The 23,621-nt window shown below is 60.8% G+C and carries 22 protein-coding genes; 13 read left to right on the top strand and 9 right to left on the bottom strand.

Translation table 11 applies throughout. The features are described from left to right. Window positions 1–56: 56 nt before the first annotated feature. Window positions 57–434: a DUF423 domain-containing protein gene (locus tag FFI16_RS28645; RefSeq protein ID WP_056857688.1), complete on the bottom strand. Its 378-nt coding sequence runs from the start codon at window positions 432–434 to the stop codon at window positions 57–59. A gap of 74 nt (window positions 435–508) precedes the next feature. Here FFI16_RS28645 and mtgA point away from each other — a divergent pair, with 74 nt between their 5' ends. Further along, complete coding sequence (mtgA, locus tag FFI16_RS28640) at window positions 509–1,231, top strand: monofunctional biosynthetic peptidoglycan transglycosylase (RefSeq protein WP_138813456.1); 723 nt, start codon at window positions 509–511, stop codon at window positions 1,229–1,231. A gap of 137 nt (window positions 1,232–1,368) precedes the next feature. On the opposite strand, the gene rpoH is transcribed toward mtgA, so the two are convergent. From rpoH to ftsY, 4 genes are all read right to left on the bottom strand, one after another. Beyond that, the gene (rpoH, locus tag FFI16_RS28635; RefSeq protein ID WP_065912223.1) at window positions 1,369–2,223 is read right to left on the bottom strand and encodes an RNA polymerase sigma factor RpoH; all 855 of its coding nucleotides are present in this window, start codon (window positions 2,221–2,223) and stop codon (window positions 1,369–1,371) included. A 129-nt stretch (window positions 2,224–2,352) separates the two neighbouring features. Then, window positions 2,353–3,375 (bottom strand): permease-like cell division protein FtsX, encoded by a 1,023-nt coding sequence (ftsX, locus tag FFI16_RS28630; RefSeq protein ID WP_138813455.1) that lies wholly within the window; start codon window positions 3,373–3,375, stop codon window positions 2,353–2,355. Continuing rightward, window positions 3,372–4,043 carry a cell division ATP-binding protein FtsE gene (ftsE, locus tag FFI16_RS28625; RefSeq protein ID WP_003213784.1) on the bottom strand — a complete coding sequence of 224 codons (672 nt, stop codon included), beginning with the start codon at window positions 4,041–4,043 and terminating at the stop codon, window positions 3,372–3,374. Before ftsE ends, ftsX begins: the two co-directional genes overlap by 4 nt. Further along, entirely contained in the window at window positions 4,040–5,425 is a 1,386-nt protein-coding gene (gene ftsY / locus FFI16_RS28620) for a signal recognition particle-docking protein FtsY (protein WP_138813454.1), read from the bottom strand. Before ftsY ends, ftsE begins: the two co-directional genes overlap by 4 nt. A 338-nt stretch (window positions 5,426–5,763) precedes the next feature. On the opposite strand from ftsY, the gene FFI16_RS28615 reads away from it, so the two are divergent. The 4 genes from FFI16_RS28615 to FFI16_RS28600 all read left to right on the top strand — a co-directional run bounded on the left by FFI16_RS28615 (window position 5,764) and on the right by FFI16_RS28600 (window position 10,284). Beyond that, window positions 5,764–7,119: a pitrilysin family protein gene (locus FFI16_RS28615; RefSeq protein WP_138813453.1), complete on the top strand. Its 1,356-nt coding sequence runs from the start codon at window positions 5,764–5,766 to the stop codon at window positions 7,117–7,119. Continuing rightward, the gene (locus FFI16_RS28610) at window positions 7,112–8,602 is read left to right on the top strand and encodes a pitrilysin family protein (RefSeq protein ID WP_138813452.1); all 1,491 of its coding nucleotides are present in this window, start codon (window positions 7,112–7,114) and stop codon (window positions 8,600–8,602) included. Before FFI16_RS28615 ends, FFI16_RS28610 begins: the two co-directional genes overlap by 8 nt. Beyond that, the gene (rsmD, locus tag FFI16_RS28605; RefSeq protein ID WP_138813451.1) at window positions 8,602–9,219 is read left to right on the top strand and encodes a 16S rRNA (guanine(966)-N(2))-methyltransferase RsmD; all 618 of its coding nucleotides are present in this window, start codon (window positions 8,602–8,604) and stop codon (window positions 9,217–9,219) included. The genes FFI16_RS28610 and rsmD overlap by 1 nt, the downstream gene beginning before the upstream one ends. A gap of 69 nt (window positions 9,220–9,288) precedes the next feature. Beyond that, complete coding sequence (locus FFI16_RS28600) at window positions 9,289–10,284, top strand: hydrolase (RefSeq protein ID WP_138813450.1); 996 nt, start codon at window positions 9,289–9,291, stop codon at window positions 10,282–10,284. A gap of 120 nt (window positions 10,285–10,404) precedes the next feature. Here the strand turns inward: FFI16_RS28600 and FFI16_RS28595 are convergent, their stop codons facing one another. After that, window positions 10,405–11,259, bottom strand: a complete 855-nt coding sequence (locus tag FFI16_RS28595) for a sulfurtransferase (protein WP_138813449.1) — start codon at window positions 11,257–11,259, stop codon at window positions 10,405–10,407. 33 nt (window positions 11,260–11,292) lie between these two features. Then, a complete protein-coding gene (locus tag FFI16_RS28590) occupies window positions 11,293–11,964 on the bottom strand; it encodes a TetR/AcrR family transcriptional regulator (protein ID WP_025859550.1) in 672 nt (223 codons plus the stop codon). 146 nt (window positions 11,965–12,110) lie between these two features. Here FFI16_RS28590 and FFI16_RS28585 point away from each other — a divergent pair, with 146 nt between their 5' ends. The 5 genes from FFI16_RS28585 to FFI16_RS28565 all read left to right on the top strand — a co-directional run bounded on the left by FFI16_RS28585 (window position 12,111) and on the right by FFI16_RS28565 (window position 16,805). Further along, on the top strand, window positions 12,111–13,538 hold the full coding sequence (locus FFI16_RS28585; protein ID WP_138813448.1) for a coniferyl aldehyde dehydrogenase: 1,428 nt from the start codon (window positions 12,111–12,113) through the stop codon (window positions 13,536–13,538). Window positions 13,539–13,566: 28 nt separating this feature from the next. After that, window positions 13,567–14,112, top strand: a complete 546-nt coding sequence (locus tag FFI16_RS28580) for a twin-arginine translocation pathway signal protein (RefSeq protein ID WP_138813447.1) — start codon at window positions 13,567–13,569, stop codon at window positions 14,110–14,112. A 160-nt stretch (window positions 14,113–14,272) separates the two neighbouring features. After that, window positions 14,273–15,868 (top strand): GMC family oxidoreductase, encoded by a 1,596-nt coding sequence (locus FFI16_RS28575; protein ID WP_138813446.1) that lies wholly within the window; start codon window positions 14,273–14,275, stop codon window positions 15,866–15,868. A 103-nt stretch (window positions 15,869–15,971) separates the two neighbouring features. After that, window positions 15,972–16,451 carry a pantetheine-phosphate adenylyltransferase gene (gene coaD / locus FFI16_RS28570; RefSeq protein ID WP_003176711.1) on the top strand — a complete coding sequence of 160 codons (480 nt, stop codon included), beginning with the start codon at window positions 15,972–15,974 and terminating at the stop codon, window positions 16,449–16,451. 102 nt (window positions 16,452–16,553) lie between these two features. Beyond that, complete coding sequence (locus tag FFI16_RS28565) at window positions 16,554–16,805, top strand: YfhL family 4Fe-4S dicluster ferredoxin (RefSeq protein WP_092231154.1); 252 nt, start codon at window positions 16,554–16,556, stop codon at window positions 16,803–16,805. A 122-nt stretch (window positions 16,806–16,927) separates the two neighbouring features. Here the strand turns inward: FFI16_RS28565 and mutM are convergent, their stop codons facing one another. Both mutM and FFI16_RS28555 read right to left on the bottom strand, forming a co-directional pair. Continuing rightward, complete coding sequence (gene mutM, locus FFI16_RS28560; RefSeq protein ID WP_017139476.1) at window positions 16,928–17,740, bottom strand: bifunctional DNA-formamidopyrimidine glycosylase/DNA-(apurinic or apyrimidinic site) lyase; 813 nt, start codon at window positions 17,738–17,740, stop codon at window positions 16,928–16,930. 21 nt (window positions 17,741–17,761) lie between these two features. Further along, window positions 17,762–18,574: an HDOD domain-containing protein gene (locus tag FFI16_RS28555; RefSeq protein WP_178112757.1), complete on the bottom strand. Its 813-nt coding sequence runs from the start codon at window positions 18,572–18,574 to the stop codon at window positions 17,762–17,764. Window positions 18,575–18,867: 293 nt separating this feature from the next. Here FFI16_RS28555 and FFI16_RS28550 point away from each other — a divergent pair, with 293 nt between their 5' ends. From FFI16_RS28550 to ilvD, 3 genes are all read left to right on the top strand, one after another. Next, window positions 18,868–20,064 (top strand): class I SAM-dependent rRNA methyltransferase, encoded by a 1,197-nt coding sequence (locus FFI16_RS28550; RefSeq protein WP_003213799.1) that lies wholly within the window; start codon window positions 18,868–18,870, stop codon window positions 20,062–20,064. Between the two features lie 203 nt (window positions 20,065–20,267). Continuing rightward, complete coding sequence (locus FFI16_RS28545; RefSeq protein WP_138813444.1) at window positions 20,268–21,428, top strand: MFS transporter; 1,161 nt, start codon at window positions 20,268–20,270, stop codon at window positions 21,426–21,428. A gap of 263 nt (window positions 21,429–21,691) precedes the next feature. After that, window positions 21,692–23,533 (top strand): dihydroxy-acid dehydratase, encoded by a 1,842-nt coding sequence (gene ilvD / locus FFI16_RS28540; protein ID WP_017139479.1) that lies wholly within the window; start codon window positions 21,692–21,694, stop codon window positions 23,531–23,533. Window positions 23,534–23,621: the final 88 nt, after the last annotated feature.

Raw genomic sequence — 23,621 nt, 5'->3', positions numbered from 1 at the left:
CGTTTTTAGGGGCCAGCATTCTAGCCCGATCAGCGTGGCTGACCCAAGTCCCTTGGTCAGGCGACCTGTAGACGCCATGCAGTCAAACCGAGGAAGAACCAGCCGAGCAGGAAGGCCAGCCCCCCAAACGGCGTAATGATGCCGAGCTTGCTGATGCCGGTCAGGGTCAGCGCATACAGACTGCCCGAGAACAGCAGGATACCGACGGTAAAGGAGATGCCCGCCCAGCTGACCAGCCGGCCAGGAATATGCGCGGCCAGCAATGCCACGCCGAACAGCGCCAGGGCGTGCACCAACTGGTAGGTGACGCCCGTATGGAAGATCGCCAGGTACTCGGCGCTCAGGCGGTTTTTCAGGCCGTGGGCGGCAAAGGCGCCGAGGGCGACGCCGGTAAAGCCGAAAAAGGCAGCCAGCATCAGAAAGCTACGCAGCATGAGGAACTCCAGTCAGACTCGATGGGCAGGGTCTGTATAGTGGCCCGCTCAACGGGTTCGGCCAAGCCATCTCTATGCTGCGTCTCCTCTTCAAGCGCTTTCTTAACGTCCTTAAATGGTTTGCTATCGGCAGTGTGCTGCTGGTGCTGCTGTGTCGTGTGGTGCCGCCGCCGTTCACTGCGCTGATGGTGGAGCGCAAGATTGAATCCTGGGTCGACGGCGAGCCGATTGACCTGCAACGCACCTGGGTGGCGTGGGACGAGATATCCGACGAACTTAAAGTGGCGGTAATGGCCGGTGAAGACCAGCGTTTCCCGCAGCACTGGGGTTTTGATTTCGGCGCGATCCAGGCGGCGCTGCTGCATAACGAGCGCGGCGGTTCGATTCGCGGCGCCAGCACCTTGAGCCAGCAAGTGTCGAAGAACCTGTTTTTGTGGACCGGCCGCAGTTATCTGCGCAAAGGCCTGGAAGCCTGGTTTACCGCACTGACCGAGGTGTTGTGGCCCAAGCAGCGGATTCTTGAGGTGTACCTCAATAGCGTGGAGTGGGATGAAGGCGTGTTTGGCGCAGAGGCCGCCGCGCGGCATCACTTTGGCGTGAGTGCCAAGGCGCTGTCCCGTCAGCAGGCCAGCTATCTGGCGGCGGTTTTGCCTAATCCACGGGTGTGGAGTGCCAGCCATCCAACGGCGTATGTGGCACGGAGGGCGGCGTGGATTCGGCAGCAGATGAGCCAGTTGGGTGGGGATGGTTACTTGGTGGAGTTGAATAACTCCCGAAAGGCACCGTGGGCTGACTGACACAACACAAAAACAAATGTGGGAGCGGGCTTGCTCGCGAATGCGGTGGTTCAGTCAATATCTACAGTGACTGACACTCCGCTTTCGCGAGCAAGCCCGCTCCCACATTCGATCGTGCTGTTTTCGATACCCGCGTTTTAAGCGGCGATCGACAACTTCAGCTTGTTCATCGCGCTTTTCTCAAGCTGACGAATCCGCTCGGCCGACACGTTGTACTTTTGTGCCAGGTCGTGCAGCGTGGCTTTGTCTTCTGCCAGCCAGCGCTGATAGAGGATGTCACGGCTGCGGTCGTCCAGAACTTCCAGCGCTTCGTGCAGGTTCTGGTTGGAGTTGTCGCTCCAGTCGGCGTCTTCCAGTTGACGTGCCGGGTCGTACCGGTGGTCTTCCAGGTAGTTGGCCGGCGATTGGAAGGCGCTGTCGTCGTCCGCTTCAGCGGCCGGGTCGAAGGCCATGTCATGGCCGGTCAGGCGACTTTCCATCTCGCGCACTTCACGCGGCTCCACACCAAGGCTTTCAGCCACGCGGTGGACTTCCTCGTTGTTCAGCCACGCCAGGCGTTTTTTCTGGCTGCGCAGGTTGAAGAACAGCTTGCGCTGGGCCTTGGTGGTCGCGACTTTCACGATGCGCCAATTGCGCAGGATGAACTCGTGGATTTCCGCCTTGATCCAGTGCACGGCAAACGACACCAGGCGCACGCCCATTTCAGGGTTGAAGCGCTTTACAGCCTTCATCAGGCCGACGTTACCTTCCTGGATCAGGTCAGCCTGGGCCAGGCCGTAGCCGCTATAGCTACGGGCGATATGTACGACAAAACGCAGGTGGGCGAGCACCATCTGCCGAGCCGCCCCCAAATCCTGCTCATAGTAGAGACTCTCGGCCAGTTCACGCTCCTGCTCGGGCGTCAGCAATGGAATGCTGTTGACCGTGTGCACATAGGCCTCCAGGTTCGCACCTGGGACCAGAGCATAAGCAGGTTGCAAAGAAGTGGTCATACGAAAAAACCTCCGACTCACATAACTCGTGCAGTTCAGCACTGCGAAAATTGACCGGGAACCGTAGGACAAGTTCCCTAAACCACCAATACGGTCAATACAAACGAAACCACATTAATCTGACATTAACTACTTCGGTGCCAGCTCACGTAAATGACGAGCGACCGCAATCCAAGCACCGATATACCCCAACAAGACGGCGCCAAGCAAGAGACTCAGACCGTCGGCGACGGGCACGCCGGCCAAGGCAAAATCACTGCCGTACAAGCCGGCCAGCCCGACTACCGCGTCGTTCAGCCAGTTCAAGCCAAAAGCCAGCACGCCCCAGGACAAAATCCCGGCACCAAAGCCATAAAGCGCGCCCATGTACAGAAAAGGCCTACGCACATAGCTGTCTGTGCCGCCGACCAGTTTAATCACTTCTATCTCGGTGCGGCGGTTTTCAATATGAAGACGAATGGTATTACCTATCACCAAAAGTAATGCAGACACCAACAACACCGTCAGACCGAACACAAAGCGGTCGCCCAGCTTAAGGATGGCTGCCAGGCGCTCTACCCAGACTAGATCAAGTTGTGCCTGTTGCACCTTCGGCATCTCTGCGAGTTTTTGTCGCAGGGCCTCAAGCGCCGGCTTGTCGACTTCGTTCGGCGTCACCAGCACCACGCCCGGTAGCGGGTTCTGCGGCAGCTCTTTGAGCGCCTCACCCAGGCCCGATTGCTGCTGGAACTCTTCAAGCGCCTGATCGCGACTGATGTATTCGGCATCCGCCACGCCCGGCAGGTTCTTGATGTCGTCGCGCAGGCTCTCGCCATCTTTGGCGCTGGTGTCGAGGTCCAGGTACAGGGAAATCTGCGCCGCGCGCTGCCAGGAACCGCCCAGGCGCTCCACATTATTAAGCAGCAGCGACAAACCCATCGGCAGGCTCAATGCCACAGCCATTACCAGGCAGGTGAAAAAGCTGCCGATCGGCTGTTTGCCCAGGCGACGCAGGCTGTCGACCAAGCTGGCGCGATGGCTTTCGATCCAGGCGCGCAGCAGCGTGGCGAAATCCGGGCCATCATCTTCGTCGCGTTTTTTCTTCGGCGGTTGCGGGTCGGCGGCTTTTGGCGCCACACGTTCGGAAACCTTGGGGCTGCGAGTGGCACTCATACGCCAGCCTCCCCGTCACCGATCAGGCGGCCGCGTTGCAGGGTCAGCATACGGTGGCGCATGCGAGCGATCAGGGCCAGGTCGTGACTGGCAATCAATACGCTGGTGCCCAGGCGGTTGATGTCTTCGAACACGCCCATGATCTCCGCCGCCAGACGTGGGTCGAGGTTACCGGTAGGTTCGTCCGCCAGCAGCAAGGCCGGGCGGTGGACGATGGCGCGGGCGATGCCGACGCGCTGTTGCTGGCCGGTGGACAGGTCGCCTGGGTACAGGTCGGTCTTGTCCGACAGCGCCACGCGCTCCAGGGCCGAATCCACGCGCTTGACGATTTCAGCCTTGGACAGGCCGAGAATCTGCAACGGCAGAGCAATGTTGTTGAACACCGTGCGATCAAACAGCAACTGGTGGTTCTGGAACACCACGCCGATCTGGCGGCGCAGGAACGGAATCTGTGCATTGCTGATGGTTGCCAGATCCTGGCCGGCCAGCAGCAGTTTGCCGGTGGTCGGGCGCTCCATCGCCAGCAACAGGCGCAGCAGCGTACTTTTACCGGCGCCCGAGTGGCCGGTTACAAACAGAAACTCGCCACGCCGTACTCGAAAGCTCAGCTCATGCAAGCCCACATGCCCGTTGGCGTAGCGTTTACCGACCTGTTCGAATCGAATCATGAACGCTCCCGCTCGGCGAAAAGTGCCTGTACAAAGGGTTCGGCTTCAAAGGTGCGCAGGTCGTCGATGCCTTCACCGACACCGATATAACGAATCGGCAACCCGAACTGTTTAGCCAGGGCGAAGATCACGCCGCCCTTGGCTGTGCCGTCGAGCTTAGTCAATGCCAGGCCGGTCAGTTGCACCGTCTGGTTGAATTGTTTGGCCTGGCTGATGGCGTTCTGGCCAGTGCCGGCGTCGAGCACCAGCAGCACTTCGTGCGGGGCATCGGCGTCGAGCTTGCCGATCACGCGGCGCACTTTCTTCAACTCTTCCATCAAGTTGTCTTTGGTGTGCAGGCGACCGGCGGTATCGGCGATCAATACGTCGATGTTACGGGCCTTGGCAGCTTGCACGGCATCGAAGATCACCGAGGCGGAATCGGCGCCAGTGTGCTGGGCGATCACCGGGATCTTGTTGCGCTCACCCCAGACCTGCAGCTGCTCCACGGCAGCGGCGCGGAAGGTGTCGCCGGCGGCGAGCATGACTTTCTTGCCTTCGGACTGCAGCTTCTTGGCCAGCTTGCCGATGGTGGTGGTTTTGCCGGCGCCATTGACACCGACCACCAGAATCACGAACGGCTTGTTCGGCGTGATCACCAGCGGGGCTTCTACAGGTTTAAGCATCGCAGCCAGTTCGGCCTGCAAGGACTTGTAGAGCGCATCGGCATCAGTCAGCTGCTTGCGCGCAACCTTCTGGGTCAGGCTCTGGATGATCACGGCAGTGGCTTCAACGCCCACATCGGCGGTGAGCAGGCGGGTTTCGATGTCTTCCAGCAGTTCGTCATCAATGACCTTCTTGCCCAGGAACAGGCTGGCCATGCCTTCGCCGATGCTGGCGCTGGTTTTGCTCAGGCCTTGCTTGAGGCGGGCGAAGAACCCGGTTTTGCTGGCTTCAGCGGCAGCCACAACAGGCTCCGAGGCGACCGGCGGCTCGATAATGGCGGGAGCGGCAACCACGACAGGTGCAGGCTCTGGCTCAACAATAACGGGCGCAGGCGCTTCGACGACCGCTGGAATCGGCGGCGTGACGTGCTCAGCCTGTACATCTTCAACCAGTGCCACAGGCTCTTCAGCCACCGGCAGTTCCAACCACGGTTTGCGCTCGGGCTCGGGCTCGGGCGCAGGCTCTGGCTCAACCACCGGTTGCAACACCGGCTCGGCCATCGGCAACGCCACCGGCGCGGGCGGCTCAGCGTCTATGACGGGTTCTGGAATCGGCTCAGGCTGAACCTGTGGCTGTTCGACGACGGTTTCCTGCGGCTTTTTGCGCAGCCATCCGAACAGGCCTTTTTTCTCGCCAGCCGCAGCTGGGCTCTTCTTGTCGTCGTTGGAACCAAACATGGAGGACGGCTATCTCAAAGTAGCGATGCGCCAGGGCGCCTCGGTAAATAAATTCGATGCAGAACAGACTGCGTTAACGCTCGCTTGTTCATGCGCAACATTTTGTAAGGCGTAAATAAAGGCCTCAACAAATCGTTTCAATAAAGGACTGAAGCGACAAAATCGGCGAAAAGTAGAAGATCGTCGGGGAAACCCAGCGCCAACTCCTACATTCCTACGACTGAAACCGGGACAAGATGACCGCCACAGTGGCCCTGTCCAAATCGGATCAGTATCCTAGCACCTCCTCGCCCGCCGACGCTAAGACCAAGCGGGTAGCCCAACAGGTTAAAACACGAATGATTGCTCTAGCCCGCCGCGCCGCAGGCCTGCTGCTCAGCACAGTTTGTCTGCCTCTTTCAGCCTTGGCTGCCGACCCACAACCCACCCATGAATTCACCCTCGATAACGGCCTTAAAGTGGTCGTGCGCGAAGACCATCGCGCGCCGGTGGTGGTTTCACAGGTCTGGTACAAGGTCGGCTCGAGCTACGAAACCCCGGGCCAGACCGGTTTGTCCCACGCTCTGGAACACATGATGTTCAAGGGCAGCGCCAAAGTCGGTCCCGGCGAAGCCTCGCTGATCCTGCGCGACCTGGGCGCCGAAGAAAACGCCTTCACCAGCGACGACTACACCGCGTACTACCAGGTATTGGCCCGTGACCGCCTGGGCGTCGCCTTCGAATTGGAAGCCGACCGCATGGCCAGCCTGCGCCTGCCGGCCGATGAGTTCAGCCGCGAAATCGAGGTGATCAAGGAAGAACGCCGCCTGCGCACCGACGACAACCCGATGTCCAAGGCCTACGAGCGCTTCAAGGCGGTGGCCTACCCCGCCAGCGGCTACCACACGCCGACCATCGGCTGGATGGCTGACCTTGAGCGCATGAAAGTCGAAGAACTGCGCCACTGGTACCAGTCCTGGTATGTGCCGAACAACGCCACGCTGGTGGTGGTCGGCGACGTAACGCCGGACGAGGTCAAAAAACTCGCCGAACGTTACTTCGGCCCAATCCCCAAGCGCGACGTGCCACCCGCCAAGATCCCGCTGGAACTGGCCGAACCTGGCGAGCGCCTGCTGACCATGCACGTGCAGACCCAACTGCCGAGCGTGATCCTCGGTTTCAACGTGCCGGGCCTCGCGACTGCCGAGGACAAACGCTCGGTGCAAGCCCTGCGCCTGCTCTCGGCCTTGCTGGATGGCGGCTACAGCGCACGTATCTCGGAGCAACTGGAGCGCGGTGAAGAGCTGGTCTCCGGCGCCTCCACCAGCTACGACGCCTATACCCGTGGTGACAGCCTGTTCACATTGAGCGCCACGCCGAACCAACAGAAGAAAAAGACCATTGCCCAGGCCGAAGCCGGCCTGTGGCGTTTGCTCGACGAGTTGAAAGCCAAGCCGCCGACCACCGAAGAACTGGAGCGCATCCGCGCCCAAGTGATTGCCGGTGTGGTTTACCAACGTGATTCCATCACCAGCCAGGCCACGGCCATCGGCTCGCTGGAAACCGTTGGCCTGTCGTGGAAACTCATGGACACCGAGCTTGCCGACCTGCAAAGCGTCACCCCGGAAGATATCCAGAAAGCCGCACGTACTTATTTCACCCGCGAACGTTTGAGCGTCGCCCATGTTTTGCCTGAGGAGACCGCTCATGAGTAATCGCAAAAGCAGCCGCCTGATCTTCCCCGGCCTGGTCGTCGTCACCCTGATCGCCGCCGGCGCCGTGTACTTCCTGCGCCCGAGTGAGTCCGTGGCCAGCCAGGCGCTGGACAAGGCGCAATCGGCCAACAAACTGCAATCTTTGGCGGAACTGGACGGCAAGGCGCCGACCAACCGCAAGCTCGACGTGCAAACCTGGACCACCGCCGAAGGCGCCAAGGTGCTGTTCGTCGAAGCCCACGAACTGCCGATGTTCGACATGCGCATCCTGTTCGCCGCCGGCAGCAGCCAGGACGGCACCACGCCCGGCGTTGCGTTGTTGACTAACGCCATGCTCAACGAAGGCATACCAGGCAAGGATGTAAGCCAGATCGCCAGCGGCTTTGAAGGCCTGGGCGCGGACTTTGGCAACGGCGCTTATCGCGACATGGCGTTGGTGTCCCTGCGCAGCCTGAGCGACAGCGACAAGCGCGACGCGGCCCTGGCGCTGTTTGACCAAGTGATCGGCAAACCGACTTTCCCGGCCGACTCCCTGGCGCGCATCAAGAACCAGATTCTGGCCGGTTTTGAGTACCAGAAACAGAACCCGGGCAAGCTGGCCAGCCTTGAGTTGTTCAAGCGTTTGTACGGCGACCACCCTTACGCCCACCCGAGCGAAGGCACACCCGAGAGCATTCCGGCGATTACCCTGGCGCAGCTGCAGGCGTTCCACGCCAAGGCTTACGCAGCGGGCAATGCGGTGATTGCCGTGGTGGGCGATCTGACTCGCGCCGAGGCTGAAGCCATGACCGCCAAGGTCTCCGCATCGCTGCCCAAAGGCCCGGCCCTGGCCAAGATCGCCCAGCCGACCGAACCGAAAGCTGGCCTGAGCCATATCGAGTTCCCGTCCAAGCAAACCCATTTGCTGTTCGCACAACTGGGCATCGACCGTGCCGACCCGGACTACGCCGCCTTGTCCCTGGGCAACCAGATCCTCGGTGGCGGCGGTTTCGGCACCCGCTTGATGAGCGAAGTGCGTGAGAAACGCGGCCTGACCTACGGCGTTTACTCCGGCTTCTCGCCGATGCAGGTGCGTGGCCCGTTCATGATCAACCTGCAGACCCGCGCCGAAATGAGCGGCGGCACCCTGCGCCTGGTTGAAGACGTGCTGGCCGACTACCTCAAGTCCGGCCCGACGCAAAAGGAACTGGACGATGCCAAGCGTGAGCTGGCCGGCAGCTTCCCGCTGTCCACCGCAAGCAACGCGGATATCGTCGGGCAGTTGGGCGCCATGGGTTTCTACAACCTGCCGCTGAGCTATCTTGAGGATTTCATGAAACAATCCCAGGCCCTGACCGTAGAGCAGGTCAAGGCTGCAATGAATAAACACTTGAGCGCCGACAAGATGGTCATCGTGACCGCCGGCCCGACGATTGCACAAAAGCCACTACCGCCCCCCACTGATAAACCCGCCGAGCAGCCGCTCGGGGTTCCGGAGCATTAATGGCCAGTTCATCTCGCCCGAAAAAACCTGTCCACAACGTGCATAACGGTGTGGGCCAACTGCGCATCATTGGCGGTGAATGGGGCAGCCGCAAGCTGAGTTTCCCCGACGTCGTGGGCCTGCGCCCAACGCCGGACCGCGTGCGTGAAACCCTGTTCAACTGGCTCGCGCCGTATATCGGCGGCGCCAAGGTACTGGACCCGTTCGCCGGCAGTGGCGCGCTGTTCCTGGAGGCGCTGTCCCGAGGCGCGGCCCAGGGCCAGGCGCTGGATGCCAGCAATGTGGCGGTGTCCAGTCTCAAGGAACACCTCGGCACGCTGCGTTGCACCACCGGCCAGGTGCAGACCGCCGATGCGCTGCGCTACCTGGAAACCCAGGCGGCCAGCGAATACGACGTGGTGTTCCTCGACCCGCCGTTCAACCAGAACCTGTTGCCGACTGTTTGCGCGTTGCTGGAAGAACGCCAGTGGCTGGCACCCGACGCGTGGATCTACACTGAAAGCGAGACCGCGCCGTCTACCCTCGGCCTGCCAGGCAGCTGGCGCCTGCACCGGGAGCAGAAGTCCGGTCGGGTGTATTACGCGTTGTGGCACCGGTTGGTCGAAACTACCGCCTGATCCGGTTTCATCTGTGGCGAGGCAGCTTGCTTGCTCGCCACAGTGAGTTCGCTTGCTACCGAGAGTTTCATGATCCCGTCCTCCGAGCTGTTCAAACCCGCCTTCGGCCTCGGCAACCCTCACTTGCAAACCTTGTGGGGGCCGCTGTGGCGCCCCACCACCCACATCGAACGCCAGCGCGAACGCCTGTGGCTGGACGACGGCGACTTTCTCGACCTCGACTGGCATGGCCCCCATGACGCGCTAGCGCCATTGGTGCTGGTGCTGCACGGGCTGACCGGTTCGTCCAACTCGCCTTATGTGGCCGGGCTGCAAAAGGCCCTCGCCGCCCAAGGCTGGGCCAGCGCCGCCTTGAATTGGCGCGGCTGCTCAGGCGAGCCGAACCTGTTGGCACGCAGCTATCACTCGGGCGCCAGTGAAGACCTGGCGGCGGCGATTGCCCATCTGCGTGCCAAGCGACCCTTGGCGCCGCTGTATGCGGTGGGGTATTCATTGGGCGGCAATGTGTTGCTCAAGCACCTGGGCGAAACCGGCGAGGCGTCCGGGCTGCAAGGCGCAGCGGCGGTGTCGGTGCCGTTTCGACTGGACCAGTGCGCCGATCGCATCGGGCTGGGGTTTTCGCGGGTGTATCAAAAGCATTTCATGCGCGAGATGTTGGCGTATATCCGCGTCAAGCAAACCCGCTTTGTACAGGATGGCCGGGCCGAAGGGCTGAAAACCCTGGAAGCCCTGGGTTCATTGGAGAAAATGCGTACGTTCTGGGACTTCGATGGGCGGGTGACCGCGCCGTTGCACGGTTTCCTCAGTGCCGAGGACTATTACCGCCGCGCCTCGAGCCGTTACTACCTGGGTGAAATCCGCACGCCAACCCTGATTATTCAGGCTGCCGATGACCCGTTTGTGTTCGCACACAGCTTGCCGCAGGCCAGTGAACTCTCGGATTGCACGGAGTTTGAGTTGTTGGCCAAGGGTGGCCATGTGGGGTTTGTGGATGGCACGTTGAAACGCCCGAGCTACTACCTGGAACGTCGCATTCCGCAGTGGTTACTGACACAACACGGTTAAAAATGTGGGAGCGGGCTTGCTCGCGAATGCGGTGTATCAGTCACAAATCCATCGACTGACACTCCGCATTCGCGAGCAAGCCCGCTCCCACAGTTTGATTGGATTTACACGGCCGAGAACTCAGTCGCCAGTCGCTACTGCCCGAGCCGGATCAGTAATCCACTCACTCCACGACCCCGCATACAACTTGCCCAACGGGTAGCCCGCCAGACTCAAGGCAAACAGGTTGTGGCACGCCGTCACGCCCGAACCGCAATACGCCACCAGTTCATCCGGTGAGCGGCCCTGCAACTGCGCAGCGAAGCGCTTTTTAAGCTGATCAGCCGGCAGGAAGCGCCCGTCACTGCCCAGGTTTTCATTGAACGCCGCGCATTGCGCTCCGGGAATGTGCCCGGCAATCGGGTCAATCGGCTCTACCTCGCCGCGAAAACGCGCCGCTGCACGGGCGTCGATCAAGGTGAGGCCAGGCTCACCCAGGCGTTTTTGCAAATGCTCGGCGTCCAGCAGCAGGCGGTTGTCCGGCGTACCGGCGAACGTTCCCGGTTCAACCACCGGCGCATCGAGGCTCAACGGGAAGCCGGCGGCGTGCCAGGCCTTGAGGCCACCGTCCAGGATAAAAACACCGTCACGCTTACCCAGCCAGACCAGCAGCCACCACGCGCGGGCGGCATAGGCGCCGGGGCCGTCGTCGTACAGCACGATGTCGGTGTTGGCATTAATTCCCCAGGCCCGCAGTTGCGCAACCAACGTATCCGCCGCCGGCAACGGGTGGCGACCTGTCACGCCTTTGGTCACCGGCCCACTGAGATGTCGCTCAAGGTCGGCATATTGCGCGCCTTCGATATGCCCTTCGGCATAGCTGCACAGCCCGTAGTCCGGGTCTTCGAGGGCAAAACGACAATCGAGGATCACCAGCCCTGCGGCCTTCTGGCGTTCGGCCAATTGCTGGGGGCTGATCAGTTGGGCAAGCGGCATGACGGGCTCCTGTGAACAGTTTCGGGAAAGGTCCTACTTCACTTCTTCCAGTGCCTGGTTCAACGGCACGTAAAATTCTTTGAACAACGCATCCACCGCCTCTTTCGCCTGAGGCGTGACAAACCCCGCCTCCAGCACCAGCACCTGATACACGCCGCGCTTGATCGCTTCGGCGCTCAAGTGCGCTGAGTTTTCATTGGTGGTGCACAGAAACCGCACCCAAGAGGTGAGGATGATCCAGGCATTGAGGGTCAGCGCCTCGGTTTGCACCGGGTCCATATTGAGGATGCCGGCGTCGACAAACCCTTGGTAAATCGCCCCACCCTGGATCAGGCAGCGTTGGGAGAACCGCCGGTAGCCAGTGGCCAGTTCCGGGTCGCTTTCCAGCAGGTGTTCGAGGTCCCGATGCAGGAAGCGATAACGCCACATGCCCGCCAGCACGGCCTGCAGGTAAAAACGCTTGTCTTCGACGGTAACGGCGCGGCCCTGGGGCGGGCGCAGAAAACTGTCCACCAACGCTTCGTACTCACGAAACAGCACGGCGATGATCGCCTGCTTGTTGGGGAAGTGGTAGTACAGGTTGCCCGGGGAAATTTCCATATGGGCGGCGATATGGTTGGTACTGACGCTGCGCTCACCCTGCTGGTTAAAAAGCTCCAGGCTGGTTTGCACAATGCGCTCGCTGGTCTTTACTCGTGGTGCCATAGGGGATCAGCTTCTGAACACGGGATGGGGCATCTTACGGCCTATCCTTGTCAGGATAAATCCGCATGTTGCTGCAATGACATTTGACAATTTAGAGCAATGACTCTAAAAATCCAGGCAGACCTATAACAATCGGGAACTGCGCCATGTCTGCCAACGTTGCCTACCTGCAAGATTCCCAGGCGCTGGATCAACTCCAGGACCTGTTCGACGCCCAACGTCGCGCCTACGCGGCCAACCCGATGCCGCCAGCTGCACAGCGCCAGCAATGGCTGAAGGCTTTGCGCGACGTACTCAGCGACGAACGCCAAGCACTGATCACCGCGATCAGCCAGGACTTCAGCCACCGCAGCGCAGACGAAACCCTGTTCGCCGAGTTGATGCCCAGCCTGCATGGCATTCACTACGCCAGCAAACACCTCAAAGGCTGGATGAAACCCTCCCGGCGTGCGGTAGGCATCGCCTTCCAACCGGCGTCAGCCAAAGTCATCTACCAGCCGTTGGGTGTGGTCGGGGTGATTGTCCCCTGGAACTATCCGCTGTACCTGGCCATTGGCCCATTGGTCGGCGCGTTGGCGGCGGGAAACCGGGTAATGCTCAAACTCAGTGAATCCACGCCGGCCACGGGCGAACTGCTTAAGGTGCTGCTGGCGAAAATTTTCCCCGAGGACCTGGTGTGCGTGGTGCTGGGCGAAGCTGAAGTGGGCATGGCGTTTTCCAAATTGCGCTTCGATCACCTGCTGTTCACCGGCGCCACCAGCATCGGCAAGCACGTGATGCGCGCGGCCGCCGAGCACCTGACACCGGTCACCCTGGAACTGGGCGGCAAGTCACCGGCCATTGTTTCCGCCGATGTGCCACTCAAGGATGCCGCCGAACGTATCGCCTTCGGTAAATGCCTGAATGCCGGGCAAACCTGTGTGGCGCCGGATTACGTGCTGGTGCCGGAAGACCGTGTTGAAGGTTTCGTCGAGGCCTACAGCAACGCCGTTCGTGGGTTTTATCCGACCCTGGCCGACAACCCGGACTACACCGCCATCATCAATGAACGGCAACAGGCCCGGCTGAATGCCTACGTCAAAGACGCCACCGACAAAGGCGCCACCGTGATTGCGCTGTATGACCAAGGCCAAGAGCGGCGCATGGCCCATAGCCTGTTACTGAATGTCAGCGACGAGATGACGGTGATGCAGGACGAAATCTTCGGCCCGCTGCTACCTATCGTGCCTTATCGCGGCCTCGACCAAGCATTTGCCTACATCAACCAGCGCCCTCGCCCACTGGCCCTGTATTACTTCGGCTACAACAAGGGCGAACAGAACCGCGTGCTCCACGAAACCCATTCGGGCGGTGTCTGCCTCAACGACACGTTGCTGCATGTGGCCCAGGACGATATGCCTTTTGGCGGCATCGGCCCGTCGGGCATGGGCCATTACCACGGCCATGAAGGTTTCCTCACGTTCAGCAAGGCCAAGGGTGTGTTGGTCAAACAGCGCCTGAACGCAGCGAAGTTGATCTACCCGCCTTACGGCAAAGCCATCCAGAAGTTGATCCAGAAGCTGTTTATCCGCTGATTCCGCCACCCTCGGGATAACAATAACAATGAACCCTAGCCTGACTGAAACACCTGCGCTGTCACGGCGCGGCGTCCTTAAAATCGGCCTGTGCGCCAGCGCGTTCCTGGCCACCGCCGGCTTGGGGGCCAGCCTCAGCGGCTGCTCCAGCAGCACCCCGGCCAGTGGCTTTACCATGCTGCGCAGCAGTGACTTGCCGTTTTTGCGCGCAATCATCCCGGTGTTGCTCGAAGGCGCGGCCAGCGCTCAAGAGGTGGTCGCCGGCATCGAAGACACCCTGAAAAAACTCGACTACAGCCTGCAAAACCTGTCGCCGGAGATGTTCAAGCTCACCCAGCAGTTGTTCGACGTGCTGAGCATGGGCATCACCCGTGGCCCGTTGACCGGCATCTGGGGCAGTTGGGAAAACGCCAGTAGCGAGCAGATCCGCAACTTCCTGCATCGCTGGGAGAACAGCTACCTGAACCTGCTGCGCATGGGCCAGGGCTCGCTGCTCAAGCTGGTGATCATGGCCTGGTATTTCCGGCCGCAATCCTGGGCGCATTGCGGCTACCCCGGCCCACCCAGGATCTAAGCCTGGCAACCCGATCAAAAATGTGGGAGCGGGCTTGCTCGCGAAAGCGGTGGGTCAGTCAATGATTTCTAAATTGATAGACCGTATTCGCGAGCAAGCCCGCTCCCACATTGACCGCAACTTCGTAGCGTTTAACGCATAAAAATAAGAGTGCACTTCTATGCCCGTACCCGATCTGTTCCGTGATGGCCTGGCCCGTGGCTGGAAAACCCACAATGGCGCCGCCCTCGACAGCGACCTGACCCTGGAAGCCGATGTGGCCATTATCGGCAGCGGCGCCGGTGGCGGCACCACTGCCGAGATCCTCAGTGCGGCGGGTTACAAAGTGCTGCTGATCGAAGAAGGCCCGCTCAAGACCAGCAGTGACTTCAAGCTGCTCGAAGACGAGGCCTACGCCAGCCTCTATCAGGAAGGCATCGGCCGCATGAGCAAGGACGGCGCGATCACTATCCTGCAGGGCCGGGCCGTCGGCGGCACCACGCTGATCAACTGGACTTCGAGCTTTCGCACGCCCGATGCCACCCTCGCCCACTGGGCCAGTGAGTACGCGGTCAAAGGCCACAGCAGCGCCGAAATGGCGCCATGGTTCGAAAAGATGGAACAGCGCCTGGGCATCGCGCCCTGGGCCATTCCACCGAATGCCAACAATGATGTGATCCGCAAAGGCTGCGAAAAGCTCGGTTATAGCTGGCATGTGATCCCGCGCAACGTGCGCGGCTGCTTCAACCTGGGTTATTGCGGCATGGGTTGCCCGGTCAATGCCAAGCAATCGATGCTGGTGACCACCATTCCCTCCACCCTGGAGAAGGGCGGCGAACTGCTCTACCTGGCCCGCGCCGAGCGCCTGAAATACAGCGGCGACACCATCAGCAGCCTTGAATGCGTGGCCATGGATGAACGTTGCGTGGCGCCTACCGGGCGCAAAATCACGGTCAAGGCCAAGCATTACGTGCTGGCGGGCGGCGGCATCAACAGCCCGGCGCTGCTGATGCGCTCGGACGCGCCCGACCCGCATTCACGGCTGGGCAAGCGTACTTTCCTGCACCTGGTGAACTTCTCCGCCGGGCAGTTCGACGAGGTGATCAACCCGTTCTATGGTGCGCCGCAGTCGATCTATTCCGACCACTTCCAGTGGCAGGACGGCACCACCGGCAAAATGTCTTACAAACTGGAGGCGCCGCCGCTGCATCCAGGCCTGGCCAGTACCCTGTTCGGCGGCTACGGCACCGGGAATGCGCTGGACATGAGCCAGTTGCCCCACACCCACGCCATGCTTGCCCTGCTGCGCGACGGTTTTCACCCCGACAGCCCCGGCGGCACGGTGGAGTTACGCGGCGACGGCACGCCGGTGCTCGACTATCAGGTCTCAGACTACGCCTGGGATGGCCTGCGCCGTGCGTTTCATACCATGGCCGAGATTCAGTTCGCGGCAGGCGCCAAGTCGGTCAAGCCGTTGCATCACGATGCACGCTACGTAAATACCCTGGCCGAAGCACGCAGCCTGATCGACGGTTTGAGCCTGGAACTGCATCGCACCACGCTGGGCAGCGCCCATGTGATGGGCGGTTGCGCCATGGGCGAAGACCCGAAAAATGCGGTGGCCGACAGCCTCGGTCGCCATCATCAATTGCGTAACCTGTCGATCCACGACGGCTCGCTGTTCCCCACCAGCATTGGCGCCAACCCGCAATTATCGGTGTATGGGTTGACCGCGCAACTGGCGACAGCATTGGCCGAACGTCTGAAAACAGCATGAAAAAACCGGGTATTCGCGGTATCTATCTACATAAGTCGACTTGGAACACCGGGAATGCTGCGATACCATCCGGTTCCCCAACGGACTCCGCCAGGACGACGCGATGAACCGAGTGTTGTACCCAGGTACCTTCGACCCGATTACCAAAGGCCATGGCGATCTGGTCGAACGTGCGTCTCGCTTGTTCGACCATGTGATCATCGCGGTCGCCGCCAGCCCCAAGAAAAACCCGCTGTTTCCCCTGGAACAGCGCGTAGAGCTGGCGCGTGAGGTCACCAAGCACCTGCCCAACGTGGAAGTGGTGGGCTTTTCGACGCTGCTGGCGCACTTTGCCAAGGAGCAGAACGCCAATGTGTTCCTGCGTGGCCTGCGCGCGGTGTCGGACTTCGAATACGAATTCCAGCTGGCCAACATGAACCGCCAACTGGCGCCGGACGTGGAAAGCCTGTTCCTGACGCCGTCGGAACGTTATTCGTTCATTTCCTCGACGTTGGTGCGTGAAATTGCCGCTTTGGGCGGAGATATCACCAAGTTCGTGCACCCGGCCGTGGCCGATGCGCTGACCCTGCGCTTCAAGAAGTAAGACCGCTCAACCGGCGCCCGCTCGCACTGCGGGCGCCAATGCGGCACAATTGCGCGCATTAGTTTTCAGATGCCCTGGCTGACAGCCCTGGCAGGAGTTTCCATGTCCCTGATCATCACCGACGATTGCATCAACTGCGACGTCTGCGAACCCGAGTGCCCGAACGCTGCGATTTCCCAGGGCGAAGAGATCTACGTGATCGACCCCAACCTGTGTACCCAGTGCGTCGGCCACTACGACGAGCCTCAGTGCCAGCAAGTGTGCCCGGTGGATTGCATTCCACTGGATGAGGCACGGCCTGAGACTGAAGAACAGTTGATGGCCAAGTACCGGCTGATTACCGGTAAGGCCTGAAGTTACTTATTGCCTGTAAAGGCCTCTTCGCGAGCAAGCCCGCTCCCACACTTGAATGTGTTCACAACTCTAAATGTGGGAGCGGCTTGCCTGCGATGGCGATATCAGCCATCACCCGGCACTCAGCTCTGGCACTTAGGGCAAAACACACTCGCTCGCTGCCCCAGCACCACATTGCGCAATTCGCTCCCACAGACCTTGCACGCCTCACCACCGCGGCCGTAGACGTACAGCTCCTGCTGGAAATACCCCGGTTGCCCGTCGCCGCCGATAAAGTCCCGCAACGTAGTACCACCTCGCTCGATAGCCGCCGCCAGCACGCGCTTGATCTCGATCGCCAGCTTCAAGTAGCGCCCGCGTGAGATACCGCCCGCAGCCCGACGCGGGTCTATCCCCGCCGCAAACAACGCTTCCGTCGCGTAGATATTGCCCACGCCCACCACCACCGCGTTGTCCATGATGAACGGCTTCACCGCCATCGACTTGCCACGCGAGAGCTGGAACAAGCGCTCGCCATCAAACAGGTCGGTCAGCGGCTCTGGCCCAAGGCGCAGCAACAGTTCGTGGTTATGCGGGTCCTGGCTCCAGAGCATCGCGCCGAAACGCCGAGGGTCGGTATAGCGCAGCGCCAGGCCAGATTCGAGTTCGATGTCCACATGCTCATGCTTGAGCGCCGGCAAGCCGACTTCTACCAAGCGCAAATTGCCCGACATACCCAAATGGCTGATCAAGGTGCCCACTTCGGCATTGATCAACAGGTACTTGGCCCGTCGCTCCACCAGCACGATGCGCTGCCCGGACAGGCGCACATCCAGGTCTTCCGGGATCGGCCAGCGCAGGCGCCGCTCACGCACCACCACACGGCTGACGCGTTGGCCTTCCAAATGCGGCGCAATCCCGCGACGGGTAGTTTCGACTTCGGGTAACTCGGGCATGTGTACCTCTTGCTTAAAGGGTCAGTGGGCGCCCAGTTCGCGAATGGACAGCTTCAGGCTTTCAAAGTCGTAGTCCGACAGGCCCACGTAATCCAGCACCAGATGGCCGATGGCATCCCACTCATGGTCCGCCGACTGGTTGCCCAGCACGCGGTAGGACGAGCAGATGTGCTCGGCCATCTTGAGGATCGCCAGCAGGTTTTTAAGTTGCGGGTTGCGCGACGACTCATCGCTGAAAATCGCCAGGGCGTTGTGGTGGTTGGCGATGGCGTCGGTGACATGCTCCGGCAGGCGCCAGGATTTGGCGGTGTAGTAGCCGACCACGGCATGGTTGGTGTTGAACGCCTTGTTTTCGGTGTCGACCACGCGGCAGTCCGGGCCGGCATTCGCGTAAGCCTGCTCCAGCACCGCCATGTAGTTGGGGAAGCGCTTGAGCATCAGCGGCACGCCGCAGTCGTGGAACAGGCCCAAGGCATAGGCTTCGTCGACTGTTTGCGAGCCAGTGCGCTTGGCCAGGGTCAGGCAGGTCATGGCCACGTCCTGGGCGGTGTCCCAGAAGCGGTTGAGGGTGACGATGGTGTCGTCGCTCATCTCGCCCTTGATCGACTGCGCGTTGATCAGGTTGATGATCGAGCGGCTGCCCAGCAGGTTCACCGCGCGCTGGATCGAGGCGATCTTGTTGCTCAGGCCGTAATACGGCGAGTTGACGATCTTCAGCAGCGCGCCGGACAAGCCTGGGTCCTGGGAGATCAGCCGCGCGATCACTTCCAGGTCCGGGTCGGGCATGTACTGCTCCATCTGCAAATCCACCATGATTTGCGGTTGAGGCGGCACGCTGATGCCTTGCAGGGCCTGTTGGATCTGCTCGGCGGAAAGCTCTGGGGACATAAATACACACTCTGGACTAGGCGCGAATTCTAACCTCTATGGGAAGCTGACCGACACCTCAAAAACCGGTTTGAAATGAGATCAAATGTGGGAGCTGGCTTGTCGGGTCGCCGCACCGCTGCGAAAGCATCACCACCGTACGTCAGATACACCGAGTCGTCGGCATCGCAGGCAAGCCAGCTCCCACATGAACATCTGCGCAACAGGTATACTCCCGCTCTTTTTTCCGGAGCGACGTCATGTCCCTGCCAAGCCTGCGTCTCAAAGCCAACGCCGATCGTCGTTTGCGCAACGGCCACCTGTGGGTCTACAGCAACGAAATCGACGTGGCCGCCACCCCACTTCACGGCTTCCAGGCAGGCGACCAGGCTATCCTGGAAGCGGCCGGCGGCAAGACTTTGGGCATCGTGGCCATGAGCCCGAACAACCTGATCTGCGCACGCCTGCTGTCGCGCGACATCAAGTTGCCGCTGGATAAATCGCTGCTGGTGCACCGCATCAACGTCGCGCTGTCCCTGCGTGACCGCCTGTTCGACAAGCCGTTCTACCGCCTGGTCTACGGTGATTCCGACCTGTTGCCGGGCCTGGTGGTCGACCGTTTCGGCGACATCCTGGTGGTACAGATCGCCTCGGCGACCATGGAAGCCCATAAAGAAGACGTGATCGCCGCCCTGACCCAAGTGCTCAAGCCGAGCGGCATCCTGTTCAAGAACGACTCCGCCGCGCGCGACGCCGAAGGCCTCAACCGCTACGTCGAAACCGTGTTCGGCCTGGTGCCGGAATGGGTCGCACTGGAAGAAAACGGCGTGAAATTCGAAGCCCCGGTGATCCAGGGCCAGAAAACCGGCTGGTTCTACGACCACCGCATGAACCGCGCCCGCCTGGCCCCATACGCCAAAGGCAAACGCGTACTCGACCTGTACAGCTACATCGGCGGCTGGGGCGTGCAAGCTGCAGCCTTCGGCGCCAGTGAAGTGTTCTGCGTCGACGCCTCGGCCTTCGCCCTCGACGGCGTAGAGCGCAACGCCGCGCTGAACGGGGTTGCCGAGAAGATGACCTGCATCGAAGGCGACGTGTTCGAAGCCCTTAAAGAACTGAAAGCCAGCGAAGAACGCTTCGACGTGATCGTCGCCGACCCACCGGCCTTCATCAAACGCAAAAAAGACATGAAGAACGGCGAAGGCGCCTACCGCCGCCTCAACGAGCAAGCCATGCGCCTGCTCAGCAAGGACGGCATCCTGGTCAGTGCTTCGTGCTCCATGCACCTGCCGGAAGACGACCTGCAAAACATCCTGCTGACCAGCGCCCGTCACCTGGACCGCAATATCCAGATGCTCGAACGCGGCGGCCAGGGCCCGGATCACCCGGTGCACCCGGCGATTGCCGAGACGCGCTATATCAAGAGCATTACCTGCCGGTTGTTGCCCAATAGCTAAGTAACACGCAGATCAAATGTGGGAGCTGGCTTGCCTGCGATAGCGGTGGACCTGTTGATGAGTTTGTTGACTGACCCTCAGCCATCGCGGGCAAGCCCGCTCCCACATTTTTCCGGCGCAAGCCGTCCTTCAACGGTTTTGATTGAATTCCACATTTCGCAGACTAGTATCGGTTTCTGGAATTACTCCGGAAAACAAAAACAATGTCTGGGTTCTACCTCTCCCGCTTCATTCTCATCACCTGCATTTCCCTGATCAGCTTTTTCCCGATCAATATCCTGCTTCCTTCGTTCCCCGCCCTGGCTGTGCAATTCGACACGCCTAGCGCCGAAATCGCCCTGTCCATCAGCCTGTTCACGCTGGTGTTCTCGATCTCGCAGTTGGTCGCCGGCCCGCTGTCGGATACATACGGACGCAAGGAAGTCCTGCTCGGCTGCATCACGCTGTCGATCCTCGGCGCGATCGGTTGCGCATTCGCGTCGGACTACCTGACTTTCCTGCTGTTTCGCTGCGTACAGGCCATGGGCTGCGGCTTTTTCGTGCTGGGCCATGCACTGGTCGAAGACCTGTTCGAGGAGCAGGACCGCGCCCGTGTACGCCTGTATTACATGACCCTGAGCGGTTCGTTTGTGGCGCTCTCGCCGCTGATCGGCTCCTGGCTGCAAACCACTTTCGACTGGCAAGGCAGCTTCTACGGCTTTGCGCTGATGGCACTGGGCATGTTGCTCCATGCGTTGTGCATCCTGCCTTCCAATTCCGCGAGCCCGTATCGCGCACCGGTGTCGATCATTGGCACGCTGAAAGCCGTCGCCCGCCATAAAGACTTCCTGCGCTACTGGTGGATCGCCGCACTGGTATTCGCCTGCTACTTTGCTCTGATCAGCGTGACGCCGTTGATTTTCATGGATGCGCTTAAGCTCTCCGAATACCAGTACGCGTTGGTGCTGATGGTGTACGGCGTGGCTTATCTGCTCGGCGGCGTGGCGGCTTCATACCTGCAAAAGCGCATTTCACTGCCCCGCCAGATCAATATCGGCCTTGGTTTACTGCTCGTCGCGGGTGTATTGCTCATGCTGATTATCAGCTTTGAAGCCATCACCACCATTAACTTGCTGATCCCGATGCTGATCAGCGCCCTGGCCGTAACGCTGGTTCGACCGGCTGCCATCTCGGCGGCGATGCTGCTGTTCTCAAGCAGTGCGGGCACAGCGGCATCGGCGGGCAACAGCATCATGTTCCTCACCGCCGCCGTCAGCAGCGCCGCCCTTGCCCAAACCGGAGCGCATTTGCTGATGACCATCGCAGCAAGCTTCGTGGTTCTCAGCCTGTGGGGCGGATGGACGAATGCGCGAGTCGGGCGGTAGTGCGCGGCCGCACGTCCCGTAAGCGCTAACTTCACACTGGTGGCCATTCCCTCCAGCCGCCAGCGGTGTAGAATCGGCCCTATTCATCGCCAGTCATCCCCCGGCGGGTTTATGAGCTCAAGGCCCACACGTGCGGCGATCCCGCGACGTGAGCGGCAACTTCCGGACACACGGCTATTTCTGAGTGTTCCAGACGTCAATAGAAGCTCACTCCCCAGTAGTACCTGATTAGTAGTTACCTGATTAGCCGCCCGGAGTGCTCCATGCCAGATTACCGCTCGAAAACATCCACCCACGGCCGCAACATGGCCGGCGCGCGCGCACTGTGGCGTGCCACGGGGATGAAGGATGACGACTTCAAAAAGCCGATCATCGCGATTGCCAACTCGTTCACACAGTTCGTACCGGGCCACGTCCACCTCAAGGACCTCGGCCAGCTGGTCGCCCGCGAGATCGAACGCGCCGGTGGCGTAGCCAAGGAATTCAACACCATTGCCGTGGATGACGGCATCGCCATGGGCCATGACGGCATGCTGTATTCGCTGCCGAGCCGCGAGATCATCGCCGACTCCGTGGAATACATGGTCAATGCCCACTGCGCCGACGCCATCGTCTGCATCTCGAACTGCGACAAGATCACCCCCGGCATGCTGATGGCCGCCCTGCGCCTGAACATCCCGGTGATCTTCGTCTCCGGCGGCCCGATGGAAGCCGGCAAGACCAAGCTCGCCTCCCACGGCCTCGACCTGGTGGACGCCATGGTCATCGCCGCCGATTCCAGCGCTTCTGACGAGAAGGTCGCGGAATACGAGCGCAGCGCCTGCCCGACCTGCGGTTCGTGCTCCGGCATGTTCACCGCCAACTCGATGAACTGCCTGGTCGAAGCCCTGGGCCTGGCCTTGCCGGGCAACGGTTCCACCCTGGCCACCCACAGCGACCGCGAACAGCTGTTCCTGCAGGCTGGCCGCACCATCGTCGAGCTGTGCAAGCGTTACTACACCGAGAACGACGAGTCGGTGCTGCCGCGCAATATCGCCAACTTCAAGGCGTTCGAAAACGCCATGACCCTGGACATCGCCATGGGCGGTTCCACCAACACCATCCTGCACTTGCTGGCCGCCGCCCAAGAAGCCGAGATCGACTTCGACCTGCGCGACATCGACCGCCTGTCCCGTCACGTGCCGCAACTGTGCAAAGTCGCGCCGAACATCCAGAAGTACCACATGGAAGACGTGCACCGCGCCGGCGGGATCTTCTCGATTCTCGGCTCGCTGGCCCGTGGTGGCCTGTTGCACACCGACCTGCCGACCGTGCACAGCAAATCCCTGGCCGAAGGTATCGCCAAATGGGACATCACCCAGACTGACGACGAAGCAGTGCATCACTTCTTCAAGGCCGGCCCGGCGGGCATTCCGACCCAGACCGCGTTCAGCCAGTCGACTCGCTGGGAAACCCTGGACGACGACCGTGAAAACGGCTGCATCCGCAGTGTCGAGCACGCTTACTCGCAAGAAGGCGGCCTGGCGGTGCTGTACGGCAACATCGCGCTGGACGGCTGCGTGGTGAAAACCGCCGGTGTGGATGAATCCATCCACGTGTTCGAAGGCCGCGCCAAGATCTACGAAAGCCAGGACAGCTCGGTACGCGGCATCCTCGCCGACGAAGTGAAAGAAGGCGACATCGTGATCATCCGCTACGAAGGCCCTAAAGGCGGCCCGGGTATGCAGGAGATGCTCTACCCGACGTCCTACCTGAAATCCAAAGGCCTGGGCAAAGCCTGCGCCTTGCTGACCGATGGCCGTTTCTCCGGTGGTACTTCGGGGCTGTCCATCGGCCACGCCTCGCCGGAAGCTGCTGCCGGTGGCGCGATTGGTCTGGTACAGGATGGCGACAAGGTGCTGATCGACATTCCGAACCGCTCGATCAACCTGTTGATCAGCGACGAAGAACTGGCTGCACGCCGCGTCGAGCAGGACAAGAAAGGCTGGAAGCCCGTGGAGAAGCGTCCGCGCAAAGTCACCACCGCGTTGAAGGCGTATGCCCTGCTGGCCACCAGTGCCGACAAGGGTGCTGTACGTAACAAGGCGATGCTCGACGGCCTGTAAGCCCCGCCCATAAAAATGCCCCGCTACGTGCGGGGCATTTTTTTTGTCTGGCCAAAACCTTCAGGGCACTGAAGATCAAAATGTGGGG

It is taken from the genome of Pseudomonas sp. KBS0710, from assembly GCF_005938045.2.
Lineage (GTDB): Bacteria > Pseudomonadota > Gammaproteobacteria > Pseudomonadales > Pseudomonadaceae > Aquipseudomonas.
The sequence above is the reverse complement of the archived record's forward strand: the minus strand, read 5'-3'. Positions and strand labels throughout refer to the sequence as shown.